At 63.3% G+C, this 23,719-nt stretch carries 18 protein-coding genes and 1 pseudogene; 3 read left to right on the top strand and 16 right to left on the bottom strand.

Annotated features, from left to right (window positions below; all coding sequences use genetic code 11):
- The first annotated feature begins 12 nt into the window (after positions 1-12).
- On the top strand, positions 13-669 hold the full coding sequence (locus tag HT136_RS20030; RefSeq protein ID WP_214201618.1) for a cation efflux transmembrane domain-containing protein: 657 nt from the start codon (positions 13-15) through the stop codon (positions 667-669).
- Here the strand turns inward: HT136_RS20030 and HT136_RS20025 are convergent.
- The 12 genes and pseudogenes from HT136_RS20025 to HT136_RS19970 all read right to left on the bottom strand — a co-directional run bounded on the left by HT136_RS20025 (position 632) and on the right by HT136_RS19970 (position 17,251).
- A complete protein-coding gene (locus tag HT136_RS20025; RefSeq protein WP_343222255.1) occupies positions 632-2,557 on the bottom strand; it encodes a TonB-dependent receptor plug domain-containing protein in 1,926 nt (641 codons plus the stop codon). The two genes, HT136_RS20030 and HT136_RS20025, sit on opposite strands and share 38 nt — an antisense overlap.
- A gap of 318 nt (positions 2,558-2,875) precedes the next feature.
- Positions 2,876-3,069: pseudogene (locus tag HT136_RS20020) on the bottom strand (IS3 family transposase); the annotation flags it as partial.
- Between the two features lie 79 nt (positions 3,070-3,148).
- Positions 3,149-4,240, bottom strand: a complete 1,092-nt coding sequence (locus HT136_RS20015) for a hypothetical protein (RefSeq protein WP_214201617.1) — start codon at positions 4,238-4,240, stop codon at positions 3,149-3,151.
- 39 nt (positions 4,241-4,279) lie between these two features.
- Positions 4,280-4,627: an EF-hand domain-containing protein gene (locus HT136_RS20010; RefSeq protein ID WP_214201616.1), complete on the bottom strand. Its 348-nt coding sequence runs from the start codon at positions 4,625-4,627 to the stop codon at positions 4,280-4,282.
- Positions 4,628-4,765: 138 nt separating this feature from the next.
- A complete protein-coding gene (locus tag HT136_RS20005; protein WP_214201615.1) occupies positions 4,766-7,630 on the bottom strand; it encodes a glycosyl hydrolase in 2,865 nt (954 codons plus the stop codon).
- Between the two features lie 10 nt (positions 7,631-7,640).
- Entirely contained in the window at positions 7,641-10,760 is a 3,120-nt protein-coding gene (locus HT136_RS20000) for a glycosyl hydrolase (RefSeq protein WP_214201614.1), read from the bottom strand.
- Positions 10,760-13,039, bottom strand: a complete 2,280-nt coding sequence (locus tag HT136_RS19995; protein ID WP_214201613.1) for a TonB-dependent receptor — start codon at positions 13,037-13,039, stop codon at positions 10,760-10,762. The genes HT136_RS20000 and HT136_RS19995 overlap by 1 nt, the downstream gene beginning before the upstream one ends.
- 109 nt (positions 13,040-13,148) lie before the next feature.
- Positions 13,149-13,862, bottom strand: coding sequence for an SDR family NAD(P)-dependent oxidoreductase (locus tag HT136_RS19990; protein ID WP_214201612.1), 714 nt, complete (start codon positions 13,860-13,862; stop codon positions 13,149-13,151).
- Positions 13,855-15,087 (bottom strand): MFS transporter, encoded by a 1,233-nt coding sequence (locus tag HT136_RS19985; RefSeq protein ID WP_214201611.1) that lies wholly within the window; start codon positions 15,085-15,087, stop codon positions 13,855-13,857. Before HT136_RS19985 ends, HT136_RS19990 begins: the two co-directional genes overlap by 8 nt.
- Before the next feature lie 78 nt (positions 15,088-15,165).
- The gene (locus HT136_RS19980; RefSeq protein WP_214201610.1) at positions 15,166-16,095 is read right to left on the bottom strand and encodes a nuclear transport factor 2 family protein; all 930 of its coding nucleotides are present in this window, start codon (positions 16,093-16,095) and stop codon (positions 15,166-15,168) included.
- A 69-nt stretch (positions 16,096-16,164) separates the two neighbouring features.
- The gene (locus HT136_RS19975; protein ID WP_214201650.1) at positions 16,165-16,758 is read right to left on the bottom strand and encodes a PepSY-associated TM helix domain-containing protein; all 594 of its coding nucleotides are present in this window, start codon (positions 16,756-16,758) and stop codon (positions 16,165-16,167) included.
- A 10-nt stretch (positions 16,759-16,768) separates the two neighbouring features.
- Positions 16,769-17,251 (bottom strand): EF-hand domain-containing protein, encoded by a 483-nt coding sequence (locus tag HT136_RS19970; protein WP_214201649.1) that lies wholly within the window; start codon positions 17,249-17,251, stop codon positions 16,769-16,771.
- A gap of 461 nt (positions 17,252-17,712) precedes the next feature.
- On the opposite strand from HT136_RS19970, the gene HT136_RS19965 reads away from it, so the two are divergent.
- Positions 17,713-18,708: a LacI family DNA-binding transcriptional regulator gene (locus HT136_RS19965; RefSeq protein ID WP_214201609.1), complete on the top strand. Its 996-nt coding sequence runs from the start codon at positions 17,713-17,715 to the stop codon at positions 18,706-18,708.
- 241 nt (positions 18,709-18,949) lie between these two features.
- On the opposite strand, the gene HT136_RS19960 is transcribed toward HT136_RS19965, so the two are convergent.
- Genes HT136_RS19960 through HT136_RS19950 form a run of 3 tightly spaced genes read right to left on the bottom strand, consistent with a single transcriptional unit; the run spans position 18,950 to position 21,415 of the window.
- Positions 18,950-19,732 (bottom strand): alpha/beta hydrolase, encoded by a 783-nt coding sequence (locus tag HT136_RS19960; protein WP_214201608.1) that lies wholly within the window; start codon positions 19,730-19,732, stop codon positions 18,950-18,952.
- 24 nt (positions 19,733-19,756) lie between these two features.
- Positions 19,757-20,536: an SDR family NAD(P)-dependent oxidoreductase gene (locus HT136_RS19955; RefSeq protein ID WP_214201607.1), complete on the bottom strand. Its 780-nt coding sequence runs from the start codon at positions 20,534-20,536 to the stop codon at positions 19,757-19,759.
- A gap of 51 nt (positions 20,537-20,587) precedes the next feature.
- Positions 20,588-21,415 carry an alpha/beta fold hydrolase gene (locus HT136_RS19950; protein ID WP_214201606.1) on the bottom strand — a complete coding sequence of 276 codons (828 nt, stop codon included), beginning with the start codon at positions 21,413-21,415 and terminating at the stop codon, positions 20,588-20,590.
- Positions 21,416-21,557: 142 nt separating this feature from the next.
- Here HT136_RS19950 and HT136_RS19945 point away from each other — a divergent pair, with 142 nt between their 5' ends.
- Positions 21,558-22,544: a GlxA family transcriptional regulator gene (locus tag HT136_RS19945; protein ID WP_214201605.1), complete on the top strand. Its 987-nt coding sequence runs from the start codon at positions 21,558-21,560 to the stop codon at positions 22,542-22,544.
- Positions 22,545-23,065: 521 nt separating this feature from the next.
- On the opposite strand, the gene HT136_RS19935 is transcribed toward HT136_RS19945, so the two are convergent.
- Positions 23,066-23,704: a putative quinol monooxygenase gene (locus tag HT136_RS19935; protein WP_214201604.1), complete on the bottom strand. Its 639-nt coding sequence runs from the start codon at positions 23,702-23,704 to the stop codon at positions 23,066-23,068.
- Positions 23,705-23,719 lie beyond the last annotated feature (15 nt).

Genomic DNA, 23,719 nt, shown 5'->3' with positions numbered 1-23,719 from the left:
CAGGAGATGCATATGGCCGGCGGATGCTGTGGCGGATCACAGGACAATATCGAAAAGCTGAACGACGCGGCATGGCGGCGCGTGTTGTGGATTGCGCTGGTGATCAACGCTGCCATGTTCGGCGTGGAGATGGTCGCCGGGGTCACTGCCGGGTCTGCATCGCTCAAGGCCGATGCACTCGACTTCCTGGGCGATGCGGCCAACTACGCGATAGGCCTCGGCGTCGCGGGCATGGCTCTGGCGTGGAGAGCACGGGCGGCTATGGCCAAGGGCGTCTCGATCCTACTGTTCGGACTGTGGGTCCTGGGCAACACCATCTGGATGGCGGCGCAGGGAACTGTGCCTGCCGCAGAGACCATGGGTTTCGTGGGCGTGATCGCGCTTGTCGCCAACCTTGCCTGCGCCGCGATGCTGTGGCGCCACCGCGAGGGTGACGCCAACCGACGCTCGGTCTGGATCTGCTCGCGCAACGATGCGATCGGCAATATCGCCGTGGTCGCCGCAGCGCTGGGCGTGTTCGGCACCGGCACGGGTTGGCCGGACATCGTAGTCGCAGCAATCATGGCTGCGCTCGCACTATCCGGCGGATGGCAGATCATGCGCCAGGCGCGCCGTGAACTGAGTAGCGGACCTATTCGCCGCCGAAGCGAATCCGCACCCCTCCGTTAAGGACGAACCCATCTGTCGGCGCCCATGCATCGACCGTCCATGCACCCGTCGGTGCCCGACGCGGCAGGAGCAGCGGGTCATATTTCGTCTGCCGCACATCGAGCAGGTTCTCGGCATTGAGGAACAGGCTGACCTTGCCCAGTATCACTTCGCCCATCGCGCCGAGCTGGACATAAGGCTTGCTGCGCGTCCGATAGGGATTGTCGTCCAGCGACTGTCGTCCGGTATAGTATGCCTCGATCCCGAAGCGGCCGCGCCCTTCCTTCTCCCACATGCCGACAAGGCCCGCGCTGTCTTTGGGCGTCAGCGGTACGATCCGCCGACCGGAGCCATCGGGGTCGGGTTCACTCGCGGCGACATGGACGTAGCTGCCGGTCAGAGAAAGAGCCTGCCAGCGATAGCGCAGCAGCACTTCGGCGCCGCGCGTCCGCGTTACGCCATCAGCATTGATCAGCGTGACATGATCCGCGTCCACCATCTGCAACTGCTGGGCATGGTCGATGTTGGAAGCGAACAGGCTGAGGTTCGCCTCGAACGGCCCGCTGGCGTAGCCAAAGTCGATCGACCCGCTGTCTGCGATCTCCGCTTTGAGCTTTCCGTAAGGCACGAGTCGCGCGAGGCCGTTGGACTCTGTCTCCTCGACAAACGGTGTTGGCGCGTAGAAGCCGCGCCCCAGCGACGCACGAATCGTCCAGGGACCGGGCCGATAGAGCGCGGAAAGACGCGGGCTGACATGCGATCCATAGTCGCTATGGGCGTCCCAGCGCAGGCTTCCCGCCAGCGTCAGCCTGTCGGCCAGTTCCTGCTCGCCCTGCACGAAAAACGCGGGCACGGCGTAACCGTAATCGAAGGCGGAATAGGCTTTGGACCGATAGTCGTCCAACTGGATCGCAGCGCCTGCCAGCCATGTTGTCGCGCTTTCCTTGCCGCCGAGCGAAGCCTCGGCAAATGCCGTGCGGTGGCGGTCATTCTCAACCGTGTCGCCGAAGACATGGCGATGCGACTGGGTGACGCCCGAGGCGCGCAGATGCAACGTGCCGATGCCTTCCAGCGGAGTTTCGGCCGTAAGGCCCAGATCGTAGCGCCGGCTGCGCAGCGTCTGCGCGAACGGCGATCCGTCCGGCGCATTCGCCCCTGGCATCGTCCCACCGTCGCGTTGCTCGGCCATCGCGCCGAAGGTGAGTAAGGCCTTGGTGCCATCGGCAGCATCGACAAACAGCCGGGGCCGGACTGTGAAGCGTTCGTAGCCGGGCATGTCTGCCCAGCCATCATCGTTCAGGTCCTGACGGCTTTGCCGGTCGTAGCCGGCCGTGAGCGAAGCGCTGAACAGGCTGCTCAGCGGCGCGGCGACATACCCCGTCACATCCTGCCCGTTGCGACTGGTGGCATTGAACAGGAGTTCGCCTTGCGGTTCGCTCTTCGGTCGCCGCGAGACCAGATTGATGACACCGCCGAGCGCCGAGGGGCCATAGAGCGCCGAAGCCGCGCCCTTGATGATCTCCACTTGGCCAAGGTCGGTTGGCGGGATTTGCAGCAAACCGATGGAGGGCGTCTGCCCGCCGTAGAGCGGCAATCCGTCAGCTAGGATCTGCGTGTAGCGGCCTTTGAGGCCCTGGATACGGACGTTTGCTGCGCCCAGAGCGGGCGATGTGGTTTGAACCCGGACACCCGGCGTTTCGCTGACAAGCATGGCGATGTTGCCAGGACGCATGAGGAGCTTTTCTTCAATCTCCTCGCGATTGATGACATCGACGCGGATCGGTTCGTCCTGAACCCGACGTCCGGTGCGCGTCGCCTGGACGACGATCTCGGTTTCGGCCTCCTCGGCATGATCAGCCTCGGCCTGAGCATAAGCTGGGCCAGCCATCATGGTCGCGATTATCAGCACGCTGCTTCCAGCGTACACCGTACCGCCACAAAATATCGAAATCACTTCGCCCCCGTTTCCGCCTGACATAGTCGCCGGGCACGGAAGCTCCATAAGGCCTGTAGTAACTACAGGGTCAAGAGCCGCTTTCAGCATCGACAGTCTCCGACCTAAACGGCCGGAATGGGCGCCTGGCGGCCACTCCCCCGCCGGCGAATAGAGGCTCTTCTGCCCCCGACCCTTTGACGACGTTCAGTCGCTAATTTTGCGTTCTCAAGTGCGGACCGGCAGCTATTTTCCGGTTGTCGCCCAAAAGAGGCTGACGTGTCTCCGAGCTTCGCTCCAGCGCTGCTTCGGCAAGGCCAGCACCGGGGCCCGAGCCCGCGTACCCACAGCGCGTCTGCGGCACGTCATCTGCGTGCGATCAAACCTTCCTCGCGATAAAGCCGCTGCGTCTTCTTGCGGTAGATCATCACACCTTCACGCCGCAGCAGGATGTGAAAGCACCGATAGCCGAACCGGCGACGCCGGTTCACGCAAACGCTCCCGTAGAGCACCGTCATCTCGTCCGTCCTTCTCTCAGGCCAGACTCTAATCGCTCGTGGATGAAATCTAAGGGGTCACGTCAGGCGCTACCCAATCCGATAACGCGCCTTTGCTTCCAAGATAGACATTGATCTGCGAGGCCTGCAGCTTTCCATCATAATACTGAAGCACCTGCATGACTTCGCCGGTTGCCGGCATCGGCTTGACGATCGGGGCCTTGTGTTCGCCCATGTGGCGCTTGATCCAGTCGTCCTGCATCTTGGCCGGCTCGGCCATGTCAACGGGAATGAACGCCGAGATCATGCGGCCATGCCAAGGATAGGGGTAAACCATGCCGCGGATCACCGCCGCATCGACCACGATCCCCAGTTCATCGTCGATAACGATGGTGCGAGCCTGCTTGTCCGTTGGTCGGAAGGGCGGGAACATGCAGCCAAGCGGTTCCTCGGCATTTGGCCGGGGGGGCTGGTCGTCCAGTCCGGGGTCGATCACTTTCCACCCCAGCTCGGTGAACTGGCAGTCCTTGGCGACATCGACCTTCAGGGGATCGGACGCGTCGAACGCGGCGTTCGAAAGCGCCACCAATTGCGCATGGGTGGCCTTCTTGCGGCCCGCAGGAGGATGCATCACGAAGCGATAATTTTCGGGCAATTGCTCAGGTGAGAACGAAAAGCCATGATCGGCGCGGGACCGGTTCAGGAAGATCTCAAGCTGCGATATCTTGCGATCGATGACCTTGATCCGCCCCCACAGGATCGATGTGTTCCCCCCCTCGCTGACGTTCAGGGCGAAATAGGCCTGACCGGCGTGGGTGTCGATCGCCAGCAGCGAGGGCTTTTGCGCTTGGGTGATCGTGCGCCAGGCCTGCATCATTCCCAGGGCCGCCGGACGCGAGTTTTCCGTCGCCTCGTACATCGCGGTAAGGGGAAGATGATCGGGATCATGTGCGACCATCGATTGCAGGAGCGTGTCGACGATCCCGCTCATACAGGCCCGATCGCACGTCGAAACCTGTGGCGCGGCTGGCGTCTGCGCGTGCGTGGCCGGGACGGAGGCGACCAGGGCCACGACGCTGCTGGCGATGAGCATTGGTTTGAAAGGCATGGAGGCAATCCTCTGATGATCTTGGGGGCAATTTGGGTCTGGGTGACTCTGCATTCAAAAAGAACGCAACTTAGGTGTCCTGCGATAAGGCGGTCAGCATTCGCCGCGCGGTGGCGGCGCGGCGCCAGGTGTGTAAAGGCTCGACAAGGCGGCCTTCTCCTCGGGTAAATCGATCTTTCCGTCCTTGTTTCGATCGACCCAGTGCGGTGGGTTGCTCGCCTGCAATTCGTCGAGCGTGAGGTAACCTTGATGGTCGGTGTCGAGGTCTTCGAACAAGGTCCCGGTAGATCCGAAGGCCTGGCTCCATTGCGCTTTCGTGATGCGGCCGGTGTGTCCGGTGTCGAGTGCCGCGAACAGCGCAGATTGGTCGAGCCGGGGCAGGTCACGGCAGGCCGCGGCAACGGGAGGCGGGCCTGATGGCGGGGGCTGCGTTTGCGCCATGGCGCAAGAGGGCGTCACTACGGCTGTGACAATGGTCGCGAATCCACGAAAGAGCCTCATTCTGCAATCCTCGTAAACTTGCTTTTTTTCTGGTCGGTCAGAGCGGTGATCCGGGCCGGGTCGGCCCGCTTGGCAGGGTCATGGTTTTGCGCAGGTCGGGGGCGGCAGCCAGCGCGGGGCGCCCCCGGTGTGAAGCTGGACGGGCCCCTGCAATCCGGCCGGGCGTGGCGCAGGCTTGTGGGGACCTGCGCCAATTCCCCCCGGATCGTTTCGCGTGGCGTTGAGCGGCGAATTGGCGACGTCGACCTGCAACATGTTCGAGCCGGGGTGGACGAGGCCGGAAAAGCTGACCGTGTAAGGGGCGTAAGGGGCGATGATCGTGCAGCCGTTGACCGTGACGCGCGCGGCGTCGCCAACCTCACCCAGGTCCAGGACGAGATCGGCAGGCTGCGCCGGTGCGGATAGGGTGAAATGGGCCGAATAGTGGGCGTTCCCGCTGACGGCCTTCCCGCCCGCCCATGCGCTCCAGTCGGCAAGGGGAGCGCCGGTCGCTTCGTGGCGCACGGTGCGGCCATCTTCGTCGATGCCGTCCAGTCGCACGTCCCACGCACGCAGAATCGCCAGCGTCGTCGGGGCGCGCTCTTCGGCCTGCGCCGAACGTCGCGCCCGGCCACTCGAAATCGCCTGGGCAGGAGGTACCAGCGCCAGAAGCCGGGACTGTCCGGCTTCGAGCCTGAGATGGTAGAACTGGCGCTCGCCCTCTACGTGCGTTTCGGCCGGGCGGATCGATCCGCTCCACGCGTCCCACCGTTCCACGCTCTGTCCCCTCGGAACAAGGATGCGCGCCTCGCGCGGTGTGTCGTGCGGGTTGGTGACAAACAGCAGTCGCCCCTTTTCGGGAAGGGCCTTGACGAGAAATGGCAAGGGGTCGCTCCCCGCGAAGTCGACCTGCGGTGCAATGCCTCTCTTCAGGAGCGCTGCCGGCAATTTCTCTGGTCCCGTAAGCCACTGCGCGCCGGCGCGCGCCAGGTCGTCGGGCGAGGCCGCCTTTTCGCTGTCGGAAATCAAAAGAACCGGAAGGCCGCCCCGAAGCGCGCGCTTCAACGCGGCCATGTCGGCTTCGGTCAACTTCGAGGGATAAGGGACGACGAGCACGCGGTAGCGGCCCGTCCCGGGCGTGCGGATTGCCCCATCCGTGATATCGCTGCGGTCCAACGCGGTGGTGTCGATGTGATCCCAGTCATAGCCGGCATGGCGCAGGGTACTGTTGGCTTCGGGTTCCGGCGTATCGGCAGGGCCGCCGCTGGGCCGTGCATCAGGATAGGGTCCGCTCTCCCGAAATACAGCGACAGGGGCGATCGTCGCGGTGTTCTGAAACACCGCCTGAAGCCGCGAGACATAGCGGTTGACCGGTGCAAAATAGGGCAGCAGCGGATTGCGCGTGCCCAGCATCGAACTGAATACGCCGCCCCAGGGATACCAGCCATAGGGGCGCACTTTGGTGTGGTAGGGATAGGGCGCGCCGTGGGCGATCAGGGCGTTCGCACCGTTGACCAGCAGCGCATCGGCGCGCTCCTTCATGAGCCTGGGCGTCGTGCCGTAGCCATCGGTCCCGGGAATGATGAAAGCCTCTGCAGCGGTGATCGGCTTGCCGTAGATATGGGCCGCCGAACTGGCCATTTTCAGGAAGCTGGGCGAGACACCCTCGAAGAGGTCCTCGGTCTCGGGAATATCGGCTTGCCCATAAAGCGTGAGCAGGTCACCCGGAGCTCCATGCGCCTGCAGGCGCGTCTCCAGACCGTGGGCGTGAACGGCCTCCTCGAAGGGTTCGAAGAAGCGTTCGCGGATAAGGTCCTTCACGGTCTGGCGATAGTCCGCACGCACCTTTTCGGCGATGCCGGAATCCTCGTAGTTGACCGTGTTGTCGAAGGGGGACGGCCAGCCCACCTGTTCGATAAAGGGCAGGTAGAGGCGCAGGTCGTAGCCGTGGCGCTTTTGGAACTGGGTTAGGAAATCCTCGCTCCACCAATTGGCGACACGCACTTCGAGACTGTCCACGAAGACCGCGCGCAGCCCATCGGCCGCGCCTGGCAGGGCTTCGGGCAGGATCTGGCTGGCATAGGCGTCGAAGGCGGCACGGTCGAAATGGTCGAGAACGAGCTGCGCGCCACCACCCACCCCGCCCGTTACCCGCTGGAGCGTGGGCAGCTGACGGTAGACGAAGATCTGCCATTCGCCCTTCGGGGCCGTCCAGTCGAGCGTGCCGTCGGCGCGCAGGCGGTCGGTCAGATCGACGGGTTCGCCCGCAAGGACACCGGGAGCGGTCGTCGTGGTGATAGGCTGGCCGAAGCTGCCCTTGCTGTGTTCGATATGCGGCGCGCTGCCCGGCCAGGCGATCACCGCCACGACCTTTTCGCGCGCGGCGATCCGTTCGGCCCAGCCTTCGGGAAGCGAGGGGCCTTCGCGCGCGGGTCCGGCGCCGTAGAAGCCACCGCGTGCCGGAATGTCGAGCGTGATGCTGCTGGCGGGGCCAGTGACGCTCTTGACTGTGCTGCGCAGTTCGAGGGAGGCGTGTTCCGGCGTCACGAAGGCTCCGCCAGAGGGCCATCCCGAACCGAACGTATAGTCAAGAAAGCTGCCGTGGTCGCGCGCCGCCTGCGCCGCAACCGCAATATGGGCGAAGAATCCCGGCGTCGCGAAGTCGTTGATCCGTTTCGTCTCCGCGGCGGTGGGCGGGCTCATGCCCTCGTCGAACGGTTGCACCTCGACACCGCCGAAACCCGCGGCGTCGAACGCAGCGATCTCGGAGCGGATGACCGAATCCTCGACGTCGCCCCCCGGCCACCACCATCGGATCATCGGCCGCGCGGACTTGGGCGGCGATGCGAAAAGCGCTTCGAGATCCTCTTCGGAGAGGTCCCGCGCGCGGAGGTGCACACTGGAGAGAGCCCCGAGGACCGAAGCCGCGAGCAATGCGGCCCGCGCCGCCTTCCGAGCGATCATGGCTGGCTCCTCATCCTTGGGCCTTCAGAGGGACATGGACCTCGAACACGAGTTCGACAGGACCGATGAGACCATAATCCTGCACTTCGCGTGGCCGGCCGGGGGCCACGGCGCCCTTTGCCATGGCGGGAGGTTGTTCGGCCGGCTCGTCGGGTACGAAGTCCAGCTTGGGCGGCGGCGGGGGCGCGGCGGGTTCTGCCGGAGTTTCGCCCGGAGGCCGCGCGGCGAACATGTCGTTCTCGATGCCCTCGGCTTTCAGGCGGTTGTTGAGCGGTGTGGCGACGATCACTTCGATGCGGTTCGTGCCGGGCGTGAGATGCCCGGACAGATCGACCTCGTTGACGAAAGGATTTACCGCAATCGGCGCCCCCCCGTTCACCGCAACGCGGGCCGCGCCGCCAATCTTGCCCAGATGCAGGCGGGCTCCAAGCTTGCCGGAGGCCCTCGCAGGTATCTGCAGGTGGGTCGTGTAGTGACCTATTCCGGACACGGCTTCGAGTTCGGCGCGCGCCCGCCAGGGGCCGGGTGCCGTGGTGCCGACCTCGATCCGTCGCTTTGCCATGTCGGTGGGAGCTGCTCCCTTTTCCCAGCTCTCGATGGAGAGGTTCCAGCCTGTGAGCGCCAGGGGCGGGGGAACGGCATCGACGATGGCCCTTGCCACCCTTCCGTCGGAAAGCCGCACTTCATGCGATCCGGTCTCGCGTGCAACGAGCATGAGCGTGTCGTCAATATACGCAGCTTCGATGGCGGGATCGCTGGCGTGCAACGCGGGCGCACGGATACCGGCCACCAGCTCGTCCGTGAAAAGGAGCGTGATCGCCCCGTCGACGGGAAAGTCGAGATCGATCTCGGTCCGCCCCTCGATCTGGCGATAGTTCGCGCAAGGGCGCGTCTCCCCGGTCCAGGCATCGAGTTGGTAGGCGCGCGCCGTACTGGCGATCGAGATCTTCTGGCGCAGCGGCACCGTGCCGTCGTTGAGGAGGTAGACAAAGAGCGTGCCTCCTTTGCGGCGCGTCAGTCCGACCATGCCATCGGGCTTCGAAAATCCGAGGCTCGGTGTGATCCCGAGAGCCGAAAGTGCGGCGGACAGAGCCGCTTCATCGGGTACGCGGGTCGTCGTCGGGAATTGCAAAAGGGCGGTCATGCCCTTCTGGATCGCGGCGTCGTTGGGGGCGGGCAGGCCGATCGCGCGCTCGGGAGGCGTTCCCACTACGAGGATCGGGAAGCCCCCCTTGGCAAGGCCGAGGAGGCGCTGCACCACGGCTGGTGAAAGGGCCGCTTCGTGGTTGATCACGAGCGCCTTGTAGGCAGGGCCATCGGGAAACAGCGCCCCGTCCCGGACGCTGGCATCGGCGCGTTCGAGCAGCGAGGCGGTCGGGAACTGGTAGGTATAGCCCGCATTGGCCAGACCGGGATCGGCGAAATGGGCGTGCGTGCCCAGCGACTGGTTGAGGATTGCCACGTCGCAGACCGTCGGCGCGGTTTGGAGGAAGCGCTGCAACCGCGCGAGATATCCGCTTGCGTCCGGGGCCATCGTCCACAAGGGACTGCGCGGCCCCCAGTCGTTGCCAATGGCGCGACCGAAGGCGGAAAAGCCGGGCCAGGTCACGCCCGGCGCATCGGCATAGCTGTAGCCGTGGAGCACGGCCTGGTTGACGCCGCCCGCAAAGTCGCGCTGGACCATCATCAGCAGCGTGCGCCAGTCTGCCACATTGGCATTGCCGCCAACGAATGTCGCGGCTTCGTCGGAGAGGATCGGGCGCCCGCCGATCGAGGCTCCGGCGGCCAGGACACGGAAGCCATCGAGATCGCAGCTGTTGTCGCCTTCGGGAATGTCGGCGATCGCGGCCGCCGATCCGGAATCGACGATGCCGCCAATGGCCTGGACGCGAAACTTCATACCGTATTGGTGCGCCCATTCGCCGATCGGCACGACACGGTTGGCAACATACATCTCGCCCAGTGTCGCGTTGAAATCGCGGAGAAGTCGCGCGCGAGAGACTTCCGGGAATTCGTAGACCGCAGGTTGCGGCAGGAACGCCGGGCGGGCCGGATCGAAGGCGGGCTTCACCGCGAGCGGGAGGAAGTCCAGCAGATCATAGCCGCGCCGGGTCGAAAATTCGTGCAGGAGGTCGGGCGACCAGTGCTGGCAGGCCTTGAGTTCGAGCGAATCCTCGAAGAAGGAACCACCGATGCGGCTTGCCAGTGCCTTCATGCGTGGAGGCAGGAGGTGATCGTCCCAGTAGCGCGTGCAGGCGCGTGTTCCGGCGCTGCCGAAGATGTCGATGACGTAGGGGACCGGCGATGCCAGCATGCTCGCTTCGCGGTTGCGGTCGAACATGTTCTGGAGCTGGCCGGTACCGCGCGCCCAGAAGGCGATCAGCTGCCAGGTTCCCCCCGAAGGAGCGGTCCATTCAAGCTGACCATCGCGAACCTTGCCCGTCAGGTCAATCCGGCTGCCCGGATCCAGCCGGACGACGCCGCCCGCCCCCTCGCCCAGCATGCGGTAGGCCTGTAGCGCGATCAGCCGCGGGGTAATCGTGGGCGACGAGATCTTGAGCCCCGGCTGAAGTCCGGCGGGCGGCCCTTGGGGCGCAGGAGGTGGCCCGACGAAGCGCTCCCCGGCAGCCAGCCTCGCGGCCCCATGGACGAGTTCCTGCGATGCAGCCGGACTGTCGGGGGTGACGCCCGGCATGCCGGTCGGCCAGTGCGCGCCGATGGTGATGTCGGCCTTGAGGCCCTGCTTGTCGGCTTCGTCGAAAGCCGCCTCCACGCCCGCGATCCAGCGCTCGGAGCCCCAGCCGAAGATCGCCGGATCGAGCGGGACGGTCACGCTGTCGCGCACGTCGGCAATCTCGAAACCGCCAAAACCCGCGCGGGCCATGTCGGCGACTTCGCGGCGAACTTCGGCGGGGTCGATGGCCCCGCCCGGCCACCACCAGCGCAGGCGTGGCCGCTGCGCGGCGGGCACCGTGATGCCGGGAACGGGACCCAACGCTGCGACCGCGCGCAGCGGGGTGGGGATCATCCCCGCCCCTGCCAGCAGCGAGGCGCTGCCTGCCAGCAGCAAATGGCGTCGTGAGACAGGCAGCCTGTGCGCAGCATTCGAAGCGTCGGATCCCTCGTGCATCAGAACTTCATCTCTCCGCTGACCCCGAACGTACGCGGCGCGGTGATGTAGCGGCGGTACAGAGGGAAGACATAAGTGGTCTGGGCATCGCCTTCGATGTTCTTGATAAAGGCGCTGATCGACCAGCGATCCGATGGCGGCGCGTAGCGGATGTTGGCATCCGAACGCGTATATGACGACTGGCGCGCGCCGGGCATGTACTGCTCGTGCGTGACATAGTAGGAATCCGACCAGCGCACGTTACCGCCCACCGACAAGGTGCCACCCGCAAAGTCGAAGTTGTGCGTGTAGCCCCCGGTGAAGACCCAGGTCGGCGAGTTCGCCATCTGGCGTCCCTTGAGCTCGTAGTCGCCCTGGTTCACGAAGGGATTGTTGGGCAGGACGACCTCGCCGTAGCGAGCGTGGAGATAATTGCCCGAGAAGGTGACGCGGTTGAAGCGGTTGGGCTCGTAGATCGACTGGAGCTCGACGCCGTAGATGTTGGTGTTGCCCGTGTTGACGACGTTGGGGGCGGTAAAAGTTGAGTCCGTCGAGCCGAGCTGAGAGGACGACAGGTAGCTGAGCTGGTAGTGCTTGTAGTCGTAATAGAATGCCGAGGCATTCACCGTCAGCGTGTTGCCGAAGAACTGGTTCTTCACGCCGACTTCGTAGGCGTACAGGTTCTCCGGCTTGAACGGTACGGCCGGTACCGAAGGCGAAAGACCACCCTGTTTGAAGCCGGTCGAAAGATGCGCGTAGAGCAGCGAGCGCGCGGCGATGTCGTATTCGAACCCGGCCTTGAAGGTCATCGAGGCCTTCTTGTTGGTGAAGGCAATGACGCCGGAATCGTAGCCGCCGCCGTCATTCGAGGTGATCTGGAAGGAGGATCCTTGCGTGTCCTCGCTCCAGCGCAGGCCGCCGGTGAGACGCAAGTGGTCGGTGACAGGGTAGGTAACCTGACCGAAGAGGGCCTTGGTCGTGCTCGGCTCGAAGTCCTGCGAAAGGTTGAACGTGTCGACGGTCTGGTCGGCGAAGGTCGGGGCACCGGCGCTATGCAGGTAATAGGCCCCGAGCATCCAGTCGAAGCCCATGCCCGGGTTCGAGGTCAGGCGGGCTTCGATCGACTTGTAAGTCGCGTTGCCGTAGCCCTCGCCATAGGGACCGGTCAGTGTGCCGAAGAACAGCGAACTGAGGAGGTAATTCTTGTTCTTCGAATAGGCCGGCAGCAGCGTCAGGTTGGCAAAGCCGAGATCGGCGTCGATCTGCGCCATGAAGGTCGTGCCTTCGCGGCGGATGCGGCCCGGGGGATGCTGGGCATCATTCGACCAGGGATCGTTCGCATCGGCGGTTTCCCAGCCATTGGGAAAGCGCTGGATCGGGACGCCGCCGGTGAACGGCGGACCATCGGTGATAGTGGGATCGAAGTTGGTGAAGAAGATCGGCGGCGGAAACGTCAGGTTCCCGGCCGAACCGGGAACCGGAACGGTAATCGGGCCATAGGCGTCCTCAAGATAGTATTCGCCCTTGAGCGAAATTCGCAGCCAGGAGGTCGGCTCCATATAGATCTTACCGCGCACGCCGCGCGCGTTGGCGTCCATGCCGCCGGTGTCGACGTAGCTCTTGTGGCGATCGCGAAAGCCCGCCACGCGCACCGCCACGCTGTCTCCGATCGGCAGGTTGACCACGCCTTCGACGCGGTAGGCGTCGTAGTTGCCGTACTGGCCGCGGAAGATGAGCTCGCGCTTGCCCAGTTCGGGGTTCTTGGTGATGACATTGACCGCGCCGCCTGAGGCGTTGCGCCCATAGAGCGTGCCTTGCGGGCCGCGCAGAACTTCGATGCGCTCGATGTCGTAACCCGCACCGGCAACAGCTTCAGTGCGGCCATTGTAGACGCCATCGACCATGAGCGCGACCGAAGGGTCGGCAAAGGAGGGGTCAATGCCCGAACCGACGCCGCGGATGTAGATCTGCGCGCCCTGCGCAATACCCTGGATCTCGACGCCGGGCACGTCCTTGAGGGCGTCCTCGATGGTGTTCTTGGCCTGCGAGCGCAAGTCGTCGCCGGTGATCGCCGAGATCGACATCGGCGTGCTCTGCAAGGTCTGCGCGCGCTTCTGTGCAGTCACGATGATTTCGGTGGCGGAAAACGCGGGCGGAGGCGCGCCTTGCGGTCGCTCGCGCGGAGGACGGGGCACGGTGTCGTCGGGGGCTTGTGCCTCTTCTTCGGCATGGGTCTGCGCATAGGCCGGCATCGACAGGGCCATAAGCCCGGAGGAGATCAGCAAGAGTGTCTTTTTCATTCTTTTTCCCTCTTTCCCAAACGTGACCGCAGCTCATTGTTTTTCCGTGCGGATTTCTTCGGTTGCTCCCTGAACCAGTGGGCCTGGTTCGATTAAGGAGTGACGACGCTCACCATGCGGTTGCCCCCGCATCAATGCGAAAGTCGGCGCCGGTGACGTACCGGCTTTCCCGGCTCGCCAACCACGTCGCGCACCAGGCGATATCTTCGGGCTCGCCCAGGAACTTCAGCATGTTCTTGGACAGTACTTGCGCCTCGAAGTCGGGATCCGCGGCGAGGTGGCGCGCCGTGGCCGCGGTCTTGATGAAGCCCGGTGCGATGGTGTTGGCACGAAGGCCGAAGGGCGCGCCTTCCATCGCCAGTTGGCGGGTCATGGCAAGGACCCCGCCTTTCCCGGCGCAATGGGCCAGAGCGGGCGATCCTTCGAGCGCATGGCGCGCGTTGGCCGAGGCGAAGTTGATGACGCTGGCCGAACCGCTCGCCTTGAGCCAAGGCCAGGCCGCGCGCGTCGGCAGGAAGACGATGTCCAGTTCCCCCGCCAGCGTGGCCTTCCACTGCGCATAGGTCATCTCCTCGATCCAGGCGAAGACCGCGAAAGCCGCCGCGTTGACCAGCACGTCGATCCGGCCATGTCCGGCCCCGATCTTCGCGAAGAGCGCGTTGGTTTCCGCTTCGTCGGTCAAGTCCGCCGAATGGTCCGCGCCTTGGCGATCGACGGTGATGACCGTGGCACCTTGGCTTCGGAACATCCCTGCGATGCCTTCGCCTATGCCGTTGGCCGCGCCGGTAACGACGGCGATGCGTCCTGTCAGTCGATCAGCCATGTGCGGGCACCTCCGCTTCCGAGGTGGCGTCCGCAGTGGCCCGAGGCGAGCGGCCTGCACCGAGCGCGATGACCACCCCGCCAAGCGCGCCGATCGAGAGGACGAGGAATGCTCCGAGAAGGCCGCCGGCCTTGCTGGCCGCGAAGGTCACCACCACGGGCGAGAGAAACTGGCCGAGCGCGAAGGCGGATTGCCAGAAACCGGTGCCGCGCCCGCGGAACTCGAACTTCAGGATCGACATCGACCAGACCAGCAGGGTGGGCAGAAGAAGGCCTGCGCCGACCTGGTTGACGAAGCAGCCGAAAAGGAAGCCGGTCACCGCGCCCGCCTTGGCCATGAGAGCGAAGCCAGCCGAAAGGAGCGCGAATTCCATCAGCAGGAGGCGTCCTACCGCCCACTTCGAACCGATGCGCGAATAGAAGAAGGTGCCGAGTGGAACGCCGATCGAAGCGATCGAGGTCAGGAAGCCGCGTTCGGCAGGGCTCGTCAGGCCCAGTTCGGCAAGCCCGCTCGGAGCCTGGATCTGGACGGTATAGAAGAAGATCGAACCATAGACGGTGATGACCACGATCATGGCCATCTTCGCCCAGGGAAAGCCCTCCCACGAAAGGTTGTGGGGCGCGTGTTCGGTTTCGTCTTCGCTGTGCGCGTCGTTCTGCGGCTCCCAGGTGAACTTCCAGACGAGCGCGAACATGACAAGCGCCGAAGCATAGGCCCAGAACGGCCCGCGCCAGCCACTCTCGCCCATGATGCCTCCGAGGTTGAAGAAGAGCAGCGCCGACATCGAGGCGAAGGCCGTCTGTGCCGCGAGCCATTTGTCGCGGCTTGCGCCCTTGTAGTAGTCCCCGATCATCGTCGTCGAGAGCACGTAGATCAGCGCTTCGGCCACGCCCACGCAGATGCGCGAAATGAGGATATGAGTAAGGTCGTCCAGATAGACCGGCGCCACCCCGACGATCGCGTAGAGGATGAACGAGAAGAGCAGCAGGCGCCGCCGCCCGAAGTAGTCCCCCAGCATCCCCGCGAAAGGGCACAGCAGAGCCACGCAGAGCGACGGGAAGGTGAGGATCATCGGAACAAGGTATTCGTGGTTCGGAACTTCGGCGAACTGCGCCATCAAATTGGGCATAATCGGCGTCAACAGCACGATGGCCATCGTCGTCAGGGTGATCGGCAGCAGCAGCGATACGCCGGTCATGAACCCGGCTTCGTGATGTCGTGTCATGCTCTGGACCTTGTCTTCACGGGATGTGTCTCACGGACGCAGCCCGGCCCTCCCTTGCGCAAGGGCCGGATCAAGGTGTCAGAACGCGGGCAGCGACTGCTCGCAGTTGCAGTTGTTGTAAGTCTCGCTGTAGGTGTAATAGGGCCGTGGCAAATTGGGCCAGATTACCGCCACGCGCTGCGGGCTGTAGGCCGGATAGCTGTAAAGCGGCTTGCGGAAGCCTGCCGGAAAATCACCACGTTCACCGGCTTCACCGCCGAGCGCCTTGAGCGGGCGGCCAAGCGCAAGGTCGCCAAGCTGCGCGTTGAGCTGCTCGAGCATCGATTCCGGAAGGCCCGGAACGAAGTCGTAGGCCATCTGCAGGTGCCAGATCTTCCAGACGCCGTCTTCCTTCACGAAGTCGCCGCCATACTTCTCCCAGAACATCATCGCCTGAAGATGGATCTTGCCGTCCTCATAGACAGGCATGACACCTGCGCCAGGCGAGTACCAGGCACCCTGTGCAGTCTTGCCATCACCGGCGATCTCGATCACCGGGGTGGTCGAAGTGTGCATGACCCACTCGCCGCCCGCGCCGAAGAACTTGGGGTCGGTGGTTATGCTGGGATCGATCGCGGCGAGGTTGGCCTGGGCCTTTTCTGCGTCGGCATGGCTCTTCTTGCCATAGGCGTTGCGCACGGTCTCAAGGCCGTACATCACCCAGGCTGGACTGCCGAAAGTCGCGGTCGCCGCGAACTTGCCGTTCGCCTTGACCCAGTAGTTGTCGAGCTCCTCGAGGTTGCGGCCTGCGGCGTGCATGAACTCGTGGCGGCTCATCAGGTTCTGGATCGCGATGGTGTCGGCCGCGCGCTGGCCATCGGTGATCATCGTACGGCCCTTGGCAACTGCCGCGTTGCTCTGGAGCGGGGCGAAATCCATGCGGGGGGCGTTCTCGGCCGCGCCAGACAGGCTCGCCGTACAGGCAAGTGCGGTAGCCGTGCAGGCCGTCAGGAAATACAGTCCTCTCATCGGGTATCCTTTCTCTCGCAAATCATGTTTTTCGTTGGTTCCTGGGCGCGCCCGGAGCGGGCGCTGCCGCTATTTCCAGAAGGGGTGTTTCTTGCGTCGCGCCATCTCCCACCAGACCTGCAACCCGGTGAGGGCCAGCGTGAAGAGGCTGAGGCCGCACAGGATGCTGATGATGCGTCCTGCCCAACCGGCGAAGTACCCGGCGTGGAGGTCCTGCAGGACGTAGTGGAAGTCGGCCGGTGGTGGCGGGTCGATGATGCGTTCCCCGGTCACCGCGTCGAATTTCGTCTGCGGCGATCCCGGAGGTCCGCCCGATCCGGCGACGAGCGTAATGCGTGGACCGGCAAGCACGATCTGGAGACTCTGCGGTGCCAGCTCGGAGTTCTTGCGGGCCTCGTCGGCGAGGCGCCCGATCATGGCGGACAACTCCGCGTTGGAGGGTAGCGGCTGGACCTGCGGTGGTGGCGGAGCCCCATGTCCCGGCGGTGTCTGGCCAAGGCGCATCATGTCGAGGTGCAGCAACACGCCGGTCGCCGCGATGAACATGAGGAACAGCCCGGCGGGCAAAGCAATCCACCTGTGCCAGCGGCGTAGTAGCACGTTCGTCTCCCAAGGTTTGCTGCGCCTGAGGTCCGGCCCCGGCGTCGTTCTCTTGCGTGTCAGGCCTGCGCGATCACGAGGCCGGCGGGGGCGGAGGTGGTGCGTCCTTCATCTTCGCGGCCATCTGCTTGTCGAATTCCTTGAATTCCTCGACGGTCACACGGCCATCGCCGTTGAGATCGATGCCGGGAGGAGCGGGATTGTCCTGGTAGTCCTTGAGCGTCACGAACCCGCGCCCCTTCTCAAAGGCATTGAACGAGGATTCCGGCAGGCCCTGCGCCTGCCACTCCGCGGCACTCATCTTGCCGTCACCATCGGTGTCGACCGCCGCAGCGACCGCTGTCATGTCCGGGTTGTCGGCCGCATTTCCCTGCATCGGGGGCGGACCTGCGGGGCCGGTCGGCTCCCCGGCGAGCGCACTGGCCGTTTCCTCCGCGACCGCCTGCGACGCGGTGGCCGATGGCTTCCCCTGACAGCCTGCCAATGCGGCCGCCATTACAGTGAGACCGGTTGCAGTGCGCACCGCACCTAGAGCGAATCTGCCTGTAAGCGCCATGTCCTTCTCCCTCTCCCGTCGTCATCAATTGCTCCGGTTGCTCCGAAGCGAATTCGAGTATTCAAAAAGTGGCCGGGCCCGACCGGAAGTTCGCCTGCCACCAGGGAGATGACCCATCGCAGGCGAATACCCGAAATCGGACCTGACCGTGCGCGATGCAGGGGCGATGCTGGGAATTCTGGAACGACTTTACTGAGGCGAAGGCCGCCCCGCATGCTGCTTCAAACTGTCCTATTGAGTCACTGCAACCGGTCCCAGTCAAGAACGATAAAACTTTGTCGCATGCGGCAAACCTCATCCCAATCATCCTATTTGTCGGTGGTCTTGCATGTCCTAGGCTTCGCGTCGAATTGATATTACCGAACGGCGGCCATCGGCATTTTGGGATCGAATTTGCTTGTCCGATGCCGGTGACGAGTCGAGATAGCAACGAAAGAGCGGCGGGTGCGAGATTTGGCGCAATGAAACCAAGAGTCACGGGCCTGGACGTCGCACGCCTTGCGGGCGTCTCGAAATCGGCTGTTTCCCGGGTGTTTACGCGGGGCGTTGTGTCGGAGGATGTGCGCACGCGTGTGCTTGAGGCGGCCAAGCAGCTCAAGTACCGGCCAAGCAACACCGCACGGTCGCTGACCACGAGTCAGTCGAAGATGATTGGCCTTGCCATCACCCAGCTCGACAATCAGTTCTATCCCGACGTCGTCCAGCGCCTGTCGGATCGGTTTGCCACAGAGGGCTACCGCCTGCTTCTTTTCGTGACGCATGGCGACACGGATCTCGATCCGGTGCTCGACGAACTGCTCGGCTACGGTCTCGACGCCGTCATCCTTGCATCCTCCAGTCTCACCGCCGAGATCGCGACCGAGTGCATGAGTGCCAGCGTTCCGGTACTCATGTTTAACAGCGTCGATCCCGGTGGGGTAGTGCCGGGCATTTCGTGCGACGACAAGGCGGGCGCGGAAATCGTCGCGGATCATCTGCTGGGCCTTGGCCATACCCGTTTCGGGATCGTGACCGGCTTGCGGCAAAGTTCCAGTAGCGTTCAGCGCACACGCGCCTTTCGCAACCGCATCCTCGCCGCAGGCTTTGACGCTCCGCTCGAACGTAGTGGGGCCTACACGTTTGATGGGGCTTTCGAGGCCGTGAGCTCGATGCTCGCCGAGAGCGAACCACCGGACGCGCTTTTTTGCATCAACGATCACATGGCCTTTGCTGCCCTCCAGGCAATTCAGGAGAGTGGTCGGACGCCAGGAGTCGATATTTCCGTCGTGGGTTTCGATAACGTCGGAATTTCGAACTGGCCCGCTTTTTCACTGACCACACTGGAGCAGCCCCTCCAGGAGATGGTCGAGGCGACCGTCGGGGCACTGCTCGATGCGATTTCGGGCCGGAAGGTCAAGCTGAACAGCAGTTCGTTCCAGGGGCGTCTCGTCGTGCGAGGTAGTACACGCCAAGTTTGACAATCCGAATTTTCGCGCATTCCATAAAAGCCGAAGCCTGCTTTTGGGCGTACCGACAAACCGACTAAAATGCGACAAAGGCCGCGCGGCAGCAGCTTTCGCCGTCCGACCCATTCGAGCCGCTCAGACGCCGATCTTCGTGCCCTAAGAGCGGAACGACGGCTATCCTAGGTCGCTTAAGCACGGCTACTCCGACTTCGAAAAAGTGATCGGGCGCAGACGTCCCTGATCCAAAGTTAGATCAGACTGACAGGGCCCAGGCCATTGCCACATCGGCGACCTCTTCCCATCCTTCGTCGAGCAGCGTCCAGTGCGAGCGAGTTGGATATTCCAGATACTCCGTTTTCGATGGGGAGCGGCGCTGCTTTCGATAGATCGCTCTGGTCATCGACGCATCGGCGATCAAATCCCTGCCTCCGCCAATTAGCAGTAGCGGAGCGCGTCGCGGGTTCGCCCAATCGATCTTCATCGGATGGATGATGCCGTCCCAATATACTCGACCTGGTGTCGGTACGATGTAGCGATCATAGAGCGCGTCTGTATCGACGGTGGCCGCTGTTTGCGCGAAGCGACGGCGGAAAAACCGCCGAGACATCGACTTGATTTTGGAACGGCTGAATGGATCGAGGAAAATCGGAAGGGCCGACACCAGGGCATGCAGGTGTATGGGAACTCCAGGCGTCGGCGCAGGATCGATGGCAACCCCCGCCGCACCGAGCCCGCGGTCGAGGAGGTGCTGCACGAAGACAGCGCCCAGAGAATGGCCTATGAGGATCGGAGGTTCCGGCAAGGCCCTGATGATCCGGTCGTAATGATTCACGATTTCTCGTTGACTCAGCTTTGCAAGTTCGGATGCAGGCGACTGGCGCAGTTCTTCCGGTCGGCGATCGTCGAACGGCCAGTCTGGCGCGAGAACGGTGAAGCCACGCGCCTCATAGCGGGCCTTTATCCGTTCCCAGCTCTGCGCATTCAGCCAAGCGCCGTGGATGAGTACGACAGTCCCCTTCGACTTTGGCGTGTTCATGGCATGTCTCCTGACGAAGTGCGGTTAGAGCCCGTAGCGGGCCGCCGGCTCGCGCAGCGACAGATCCGGGCGCAAGGCCCCCCGCGCAGCCAGGTAGGCATCGAGGCCGGCATTGTCCGGCAGCGATGGGATCGTTATCCGTTCACCTAGGTCGAGACCGGCGAGTGCAGCATCGACCATGTCCTCGGCATCCATCACCATACCGGGGTCGAGATGAGACATCTGCTCGTCACTCCAGATGGCCGTACGGGTAATCCCTGGCAAAACCGCTTGAACCTGTACGCCACGAGGTGACAATTCTGCCGCTACCGCCTCCGTAAAGGCAAGCACATAGGCCTTGCTGGCCGGATAGGCTGCAGTGAAGCCGTCCGGCATCAGCGCCGTCACGGACGTAATGTTGATGATGGTCCCCGACCGTTTTGCGGAAAGGCGTGGCGCGATCGCCGCCGTCAGCCGGGTCACGGCAAGTACGTTGAGATTGACTAGCGCGGTAAGTTGAGCCGGATCGGCATCGACCAGCGTGGTCTCACCGGCAATTCCGGCATTGTTGACCAACCCGGTGATGGTCTCATCGTCATGCAGGCGAGCCTCTACGGCGGCTAGTCCTTCGGAATTAGCCAGATCGGCAGCGATGATCGCAATTTCGACATTGGACTCCGCGCTCAGGCGAGTGGCGAGCTCGGCCAACTTGTCCCCTCGACGGGCGACAAGTACGAGATCGTGTCCGCGCCGTGCAAGGCGCTCAGCGTAAACGGCACCAATGCCATCAGAAGCGCCGGTGATCAGGAAAGTACCTTTGGTCATGGCCGTAATCCTTCGTATTGATGCGAGATGGCGGCAGTCCACCAAGGCTGGTCAGTTGCGGATGAATGAAAGCAGATCGGCGTTGAACCGGTCCCGGTGGGTCTGGGCGAGGCCATGATCCGCGCCCTCATAGATCTTGAGGACGGCGCCCGGGACGATCTTGATGGTTTCCAGCGCTGATGCACCGATCGGCACGATCTGGTCATCATCGCCATGCAGGACCAGCGTGGGCCGGTCGAACTTGCCTAGGTCTTCGTGGAAATCGCTTTCGGAGAAGGCCCGGATTGAGTCGAGCTGCCCCTTGAGCCCACCCATCATGCCTTCGCGCCAGAATTCCTGACGCAGCCCTTCGTCGATCTTCGCGCCTTCACGGTTGAAACCATAAAATGGTGTCGTCAGGTCCAGGAAGAACTGGCTGCGGTTGGTATAAGTGCCCTCGCGGATTGCATCGAAGGCTGAGATGGGAAGCCCACCCGGGTTCGTCTCAGTCTTTAACATCAGCGGGGGCACTGCTCCGATCAGGGCGATCTTGGCCACCCGTTGCGTGCCGTGACGACCGATGTAGCGGGTCACTTCGCCGCCGCCGGTCGAATGGCCGACGAGGATGACGTCGTGCAGATCCAACGTCTCGATCAACTGCGCGAGATCGTCGGCGTACTGATCCATCGTGTTGCCGTCCCAGACTTGATCCGAACGGCCATGGCTGCGCCGGTCGTGTGCAATAGTCCGAAAGCCGTTCTGGGCGAAGAAGACCATCTGCGCATCCCAGGCATCGGCCGACAGTGGCCAGCCATGAGAAAAGACGATTGGCTGAACCTCCTTGCTGCCCCAGTCCTTGTAGAAGATGCGGCTTCCATCCTTAGTGGTGATCGCAGTCATTTTGCGTCTCCTTTACTTTTTCTCGCGGCTCTTTGCGCGTCATGACTTCGAAGTTAGATTGACCGCATGCCTCCAGGGATTGGCAGTTGCGACATTAGGGGGGCTGAAACCGACATTGTGGGTGCTGACGGAGGCAAGGCGTATGATGGCGCATGACGTGGCAGCCGAAATCGGCGTCGTTCTCTACGAGCGGTGCCAGGCCGCGATGATACACGGAATGACAGACCTTTTGAGCGTGGCGTCCACGTTTTCCGCCGATCGCGGAGGGCCGGTTGTCCGGGTCAGCCACTGGTCCCGAGCGGTCGACGGAACGTTTTCACGTACCTTCGACACGCACTCCGCCCGGCCCGGGCAACCGTCGGTGCTGGTCGTTCCCGGTCGCCTCGCGGGACCACCAGGGGCGGCCGAAGCAGCGCCCTATGCACGCTGGCTGCTCGACCGGCACGCCCAAGGAGCGACATTGGCCTCGAACTGCGGTGGTGCCTTCCTTCTCGCCGCGACCGGTCTGCTTGCAGGGCGCCGTGCAACGACCCACTGGTTGTTCGCCGACCAGTTGCAGGAGCGCTTTCCAGAGATTCTCGTCGACGCCGACAAGATCGTGATCGAGGACGGGGACATCATCACGGCCGCTGGCCTCATGGCCTGGACGGACCTCGGCCTTCGCCTTGTTGACCGCGTGCTCGGCCCCACGATCATGATGGAAACGGGGAAGTTCTGGCTGATTGATCCGGCCGGTCGCGAGCAGCGACATTTCAGCAGCTTCGCTCCTCGCCTGACACACGGTGATGAGCCAATCCTCAAGGTGCAGCACTGGTTGCAGACACGCGCCGTGCGCCATCTCAGCCTTGGCGACATGGCCACCGAAGCGCAATTGGAAGAGCGCACTTTCCAACGTCGATTCAAGGCGGCCACCGGCCTAAAGCCGATTGAATACGTCCAGCATCTGAGGGTAGGCAAGGCACGTGAGCTGCTCGAGTTCACACGCAGGACGGTCGATCAGATCGCCTGGTCCGTCGGCTACGAGGACCCTGCCGCATTCCGGCGCGTTTTCAATCGCATCCAGGGACTTACGCCAGGTGAGTATCGTACTCGCTTCTTTAGCGGGGCCGAGCTCAGAATCCCGGCCTAGTAAATTTCCGTTCCCAGGCGAGGTCCGTCCGCTAAGCCATTTTGGAAGCGCAAGACGGGCGCGTAGCCGGCAAAACTATGAAAGCAGGAGGGAGGCCGCCTCTCGGCGAACCTCCCAAATTCCTTTGACGATGAGGGGAGGCCATAGCCTGCATTCTCAAAGCCCCGGGGCGGTGATAGCTCGAGGGCAGCCGGATGTCACGGTCGAGCGTATCATGCCAGGGCCGCAAAGGCTTGGCGGTCGAGAGTCTGGTAGACTGTCGGCCGAGAAATTGAAATCAGCTCCGCAAGGTTGCTGATCGAATACCCTCTGGTGTCGAACATGCGGCGCAACTCCTTTGCTGTCACTCGGACAGCTTCGGCTTCTTGCCGCGCCTGGCTGCCACTCCCCCAGCCAGCACGACTAGGGCCTTCTGCCCCCGACCCGTTGCTACCACTCGACGCCGTTTTTTCGTTGCCTGAGAATGGAATGGCAGGTTTCTCATGCTCTGTTGAAAAATTGGCCGCCTAATCCCTCCAATCCTACAGCTTCAGATCGCGCAGGAAGCGCCGGGCCTGATCATCGACGGGAGCGGCAAGGGTTTGCGCGAACAGCGCTCGTGTCTCGTCCATGTGCGCCTGCACTAAGTGGGCCAGATGATCCTCCACACTGCGCCAGCGTTCGAACAGCACAAAGGACTGAGGTTCGTCCCTTACCCCATACAGGTCGTAGGCAAGGCATCCCTCGTCGCCGCGCGATGCGGCCATGGCCTTCGCGAACCCCTCGATGAAAGTGGCGCGATGGTCACTTTGCACAGTGAGGGTGATGGCCATGTTGCGTGAGCGCTGGGGTTCGCTGGCGTGGCCGCACAAGGGCGCCGCGATGCTCTCGATGTCCTCCAGCCAGAACTGCTCGGGATCGCCGTCGACATCCGTGGCGGCGCGGGCATTGACTGCGGCAAGGTGCGCAGACTGCGAATGCCGATCGAGCGCGGACTGCTCGGTCCAGCGCTCAAACACAGTCAGCGATCCGCCACTGCCTTCGGGCAAGAAGATATCGAACTGCTTGCATCCCGGCTCACCCCGGCTTTGTCGGCAGTTGTTGCGCATAACAGGCAGGAACGTGCGTAAGCGATCTCCTCGGACTGGCAGCACAGTCATGGCGGTTACAGCCTGTGTCATCGATCTAATCTCCTG

Origin of the sequence: Novosphingobium profundi, from assembly GCF_018491765.1 — a bacterium.
Classification (GTDB): Bacteria; Pseudomonadota; Alphaproteobacteria; order Sphingomonadales; family Sphingomonadaceae; genus Novosphingobium; species Novosphingobium profundi.
Note: the sequence above shows the minus strand (reverse complement) of the source record. Positions and strands in the feature narration are given on the sequence as shown.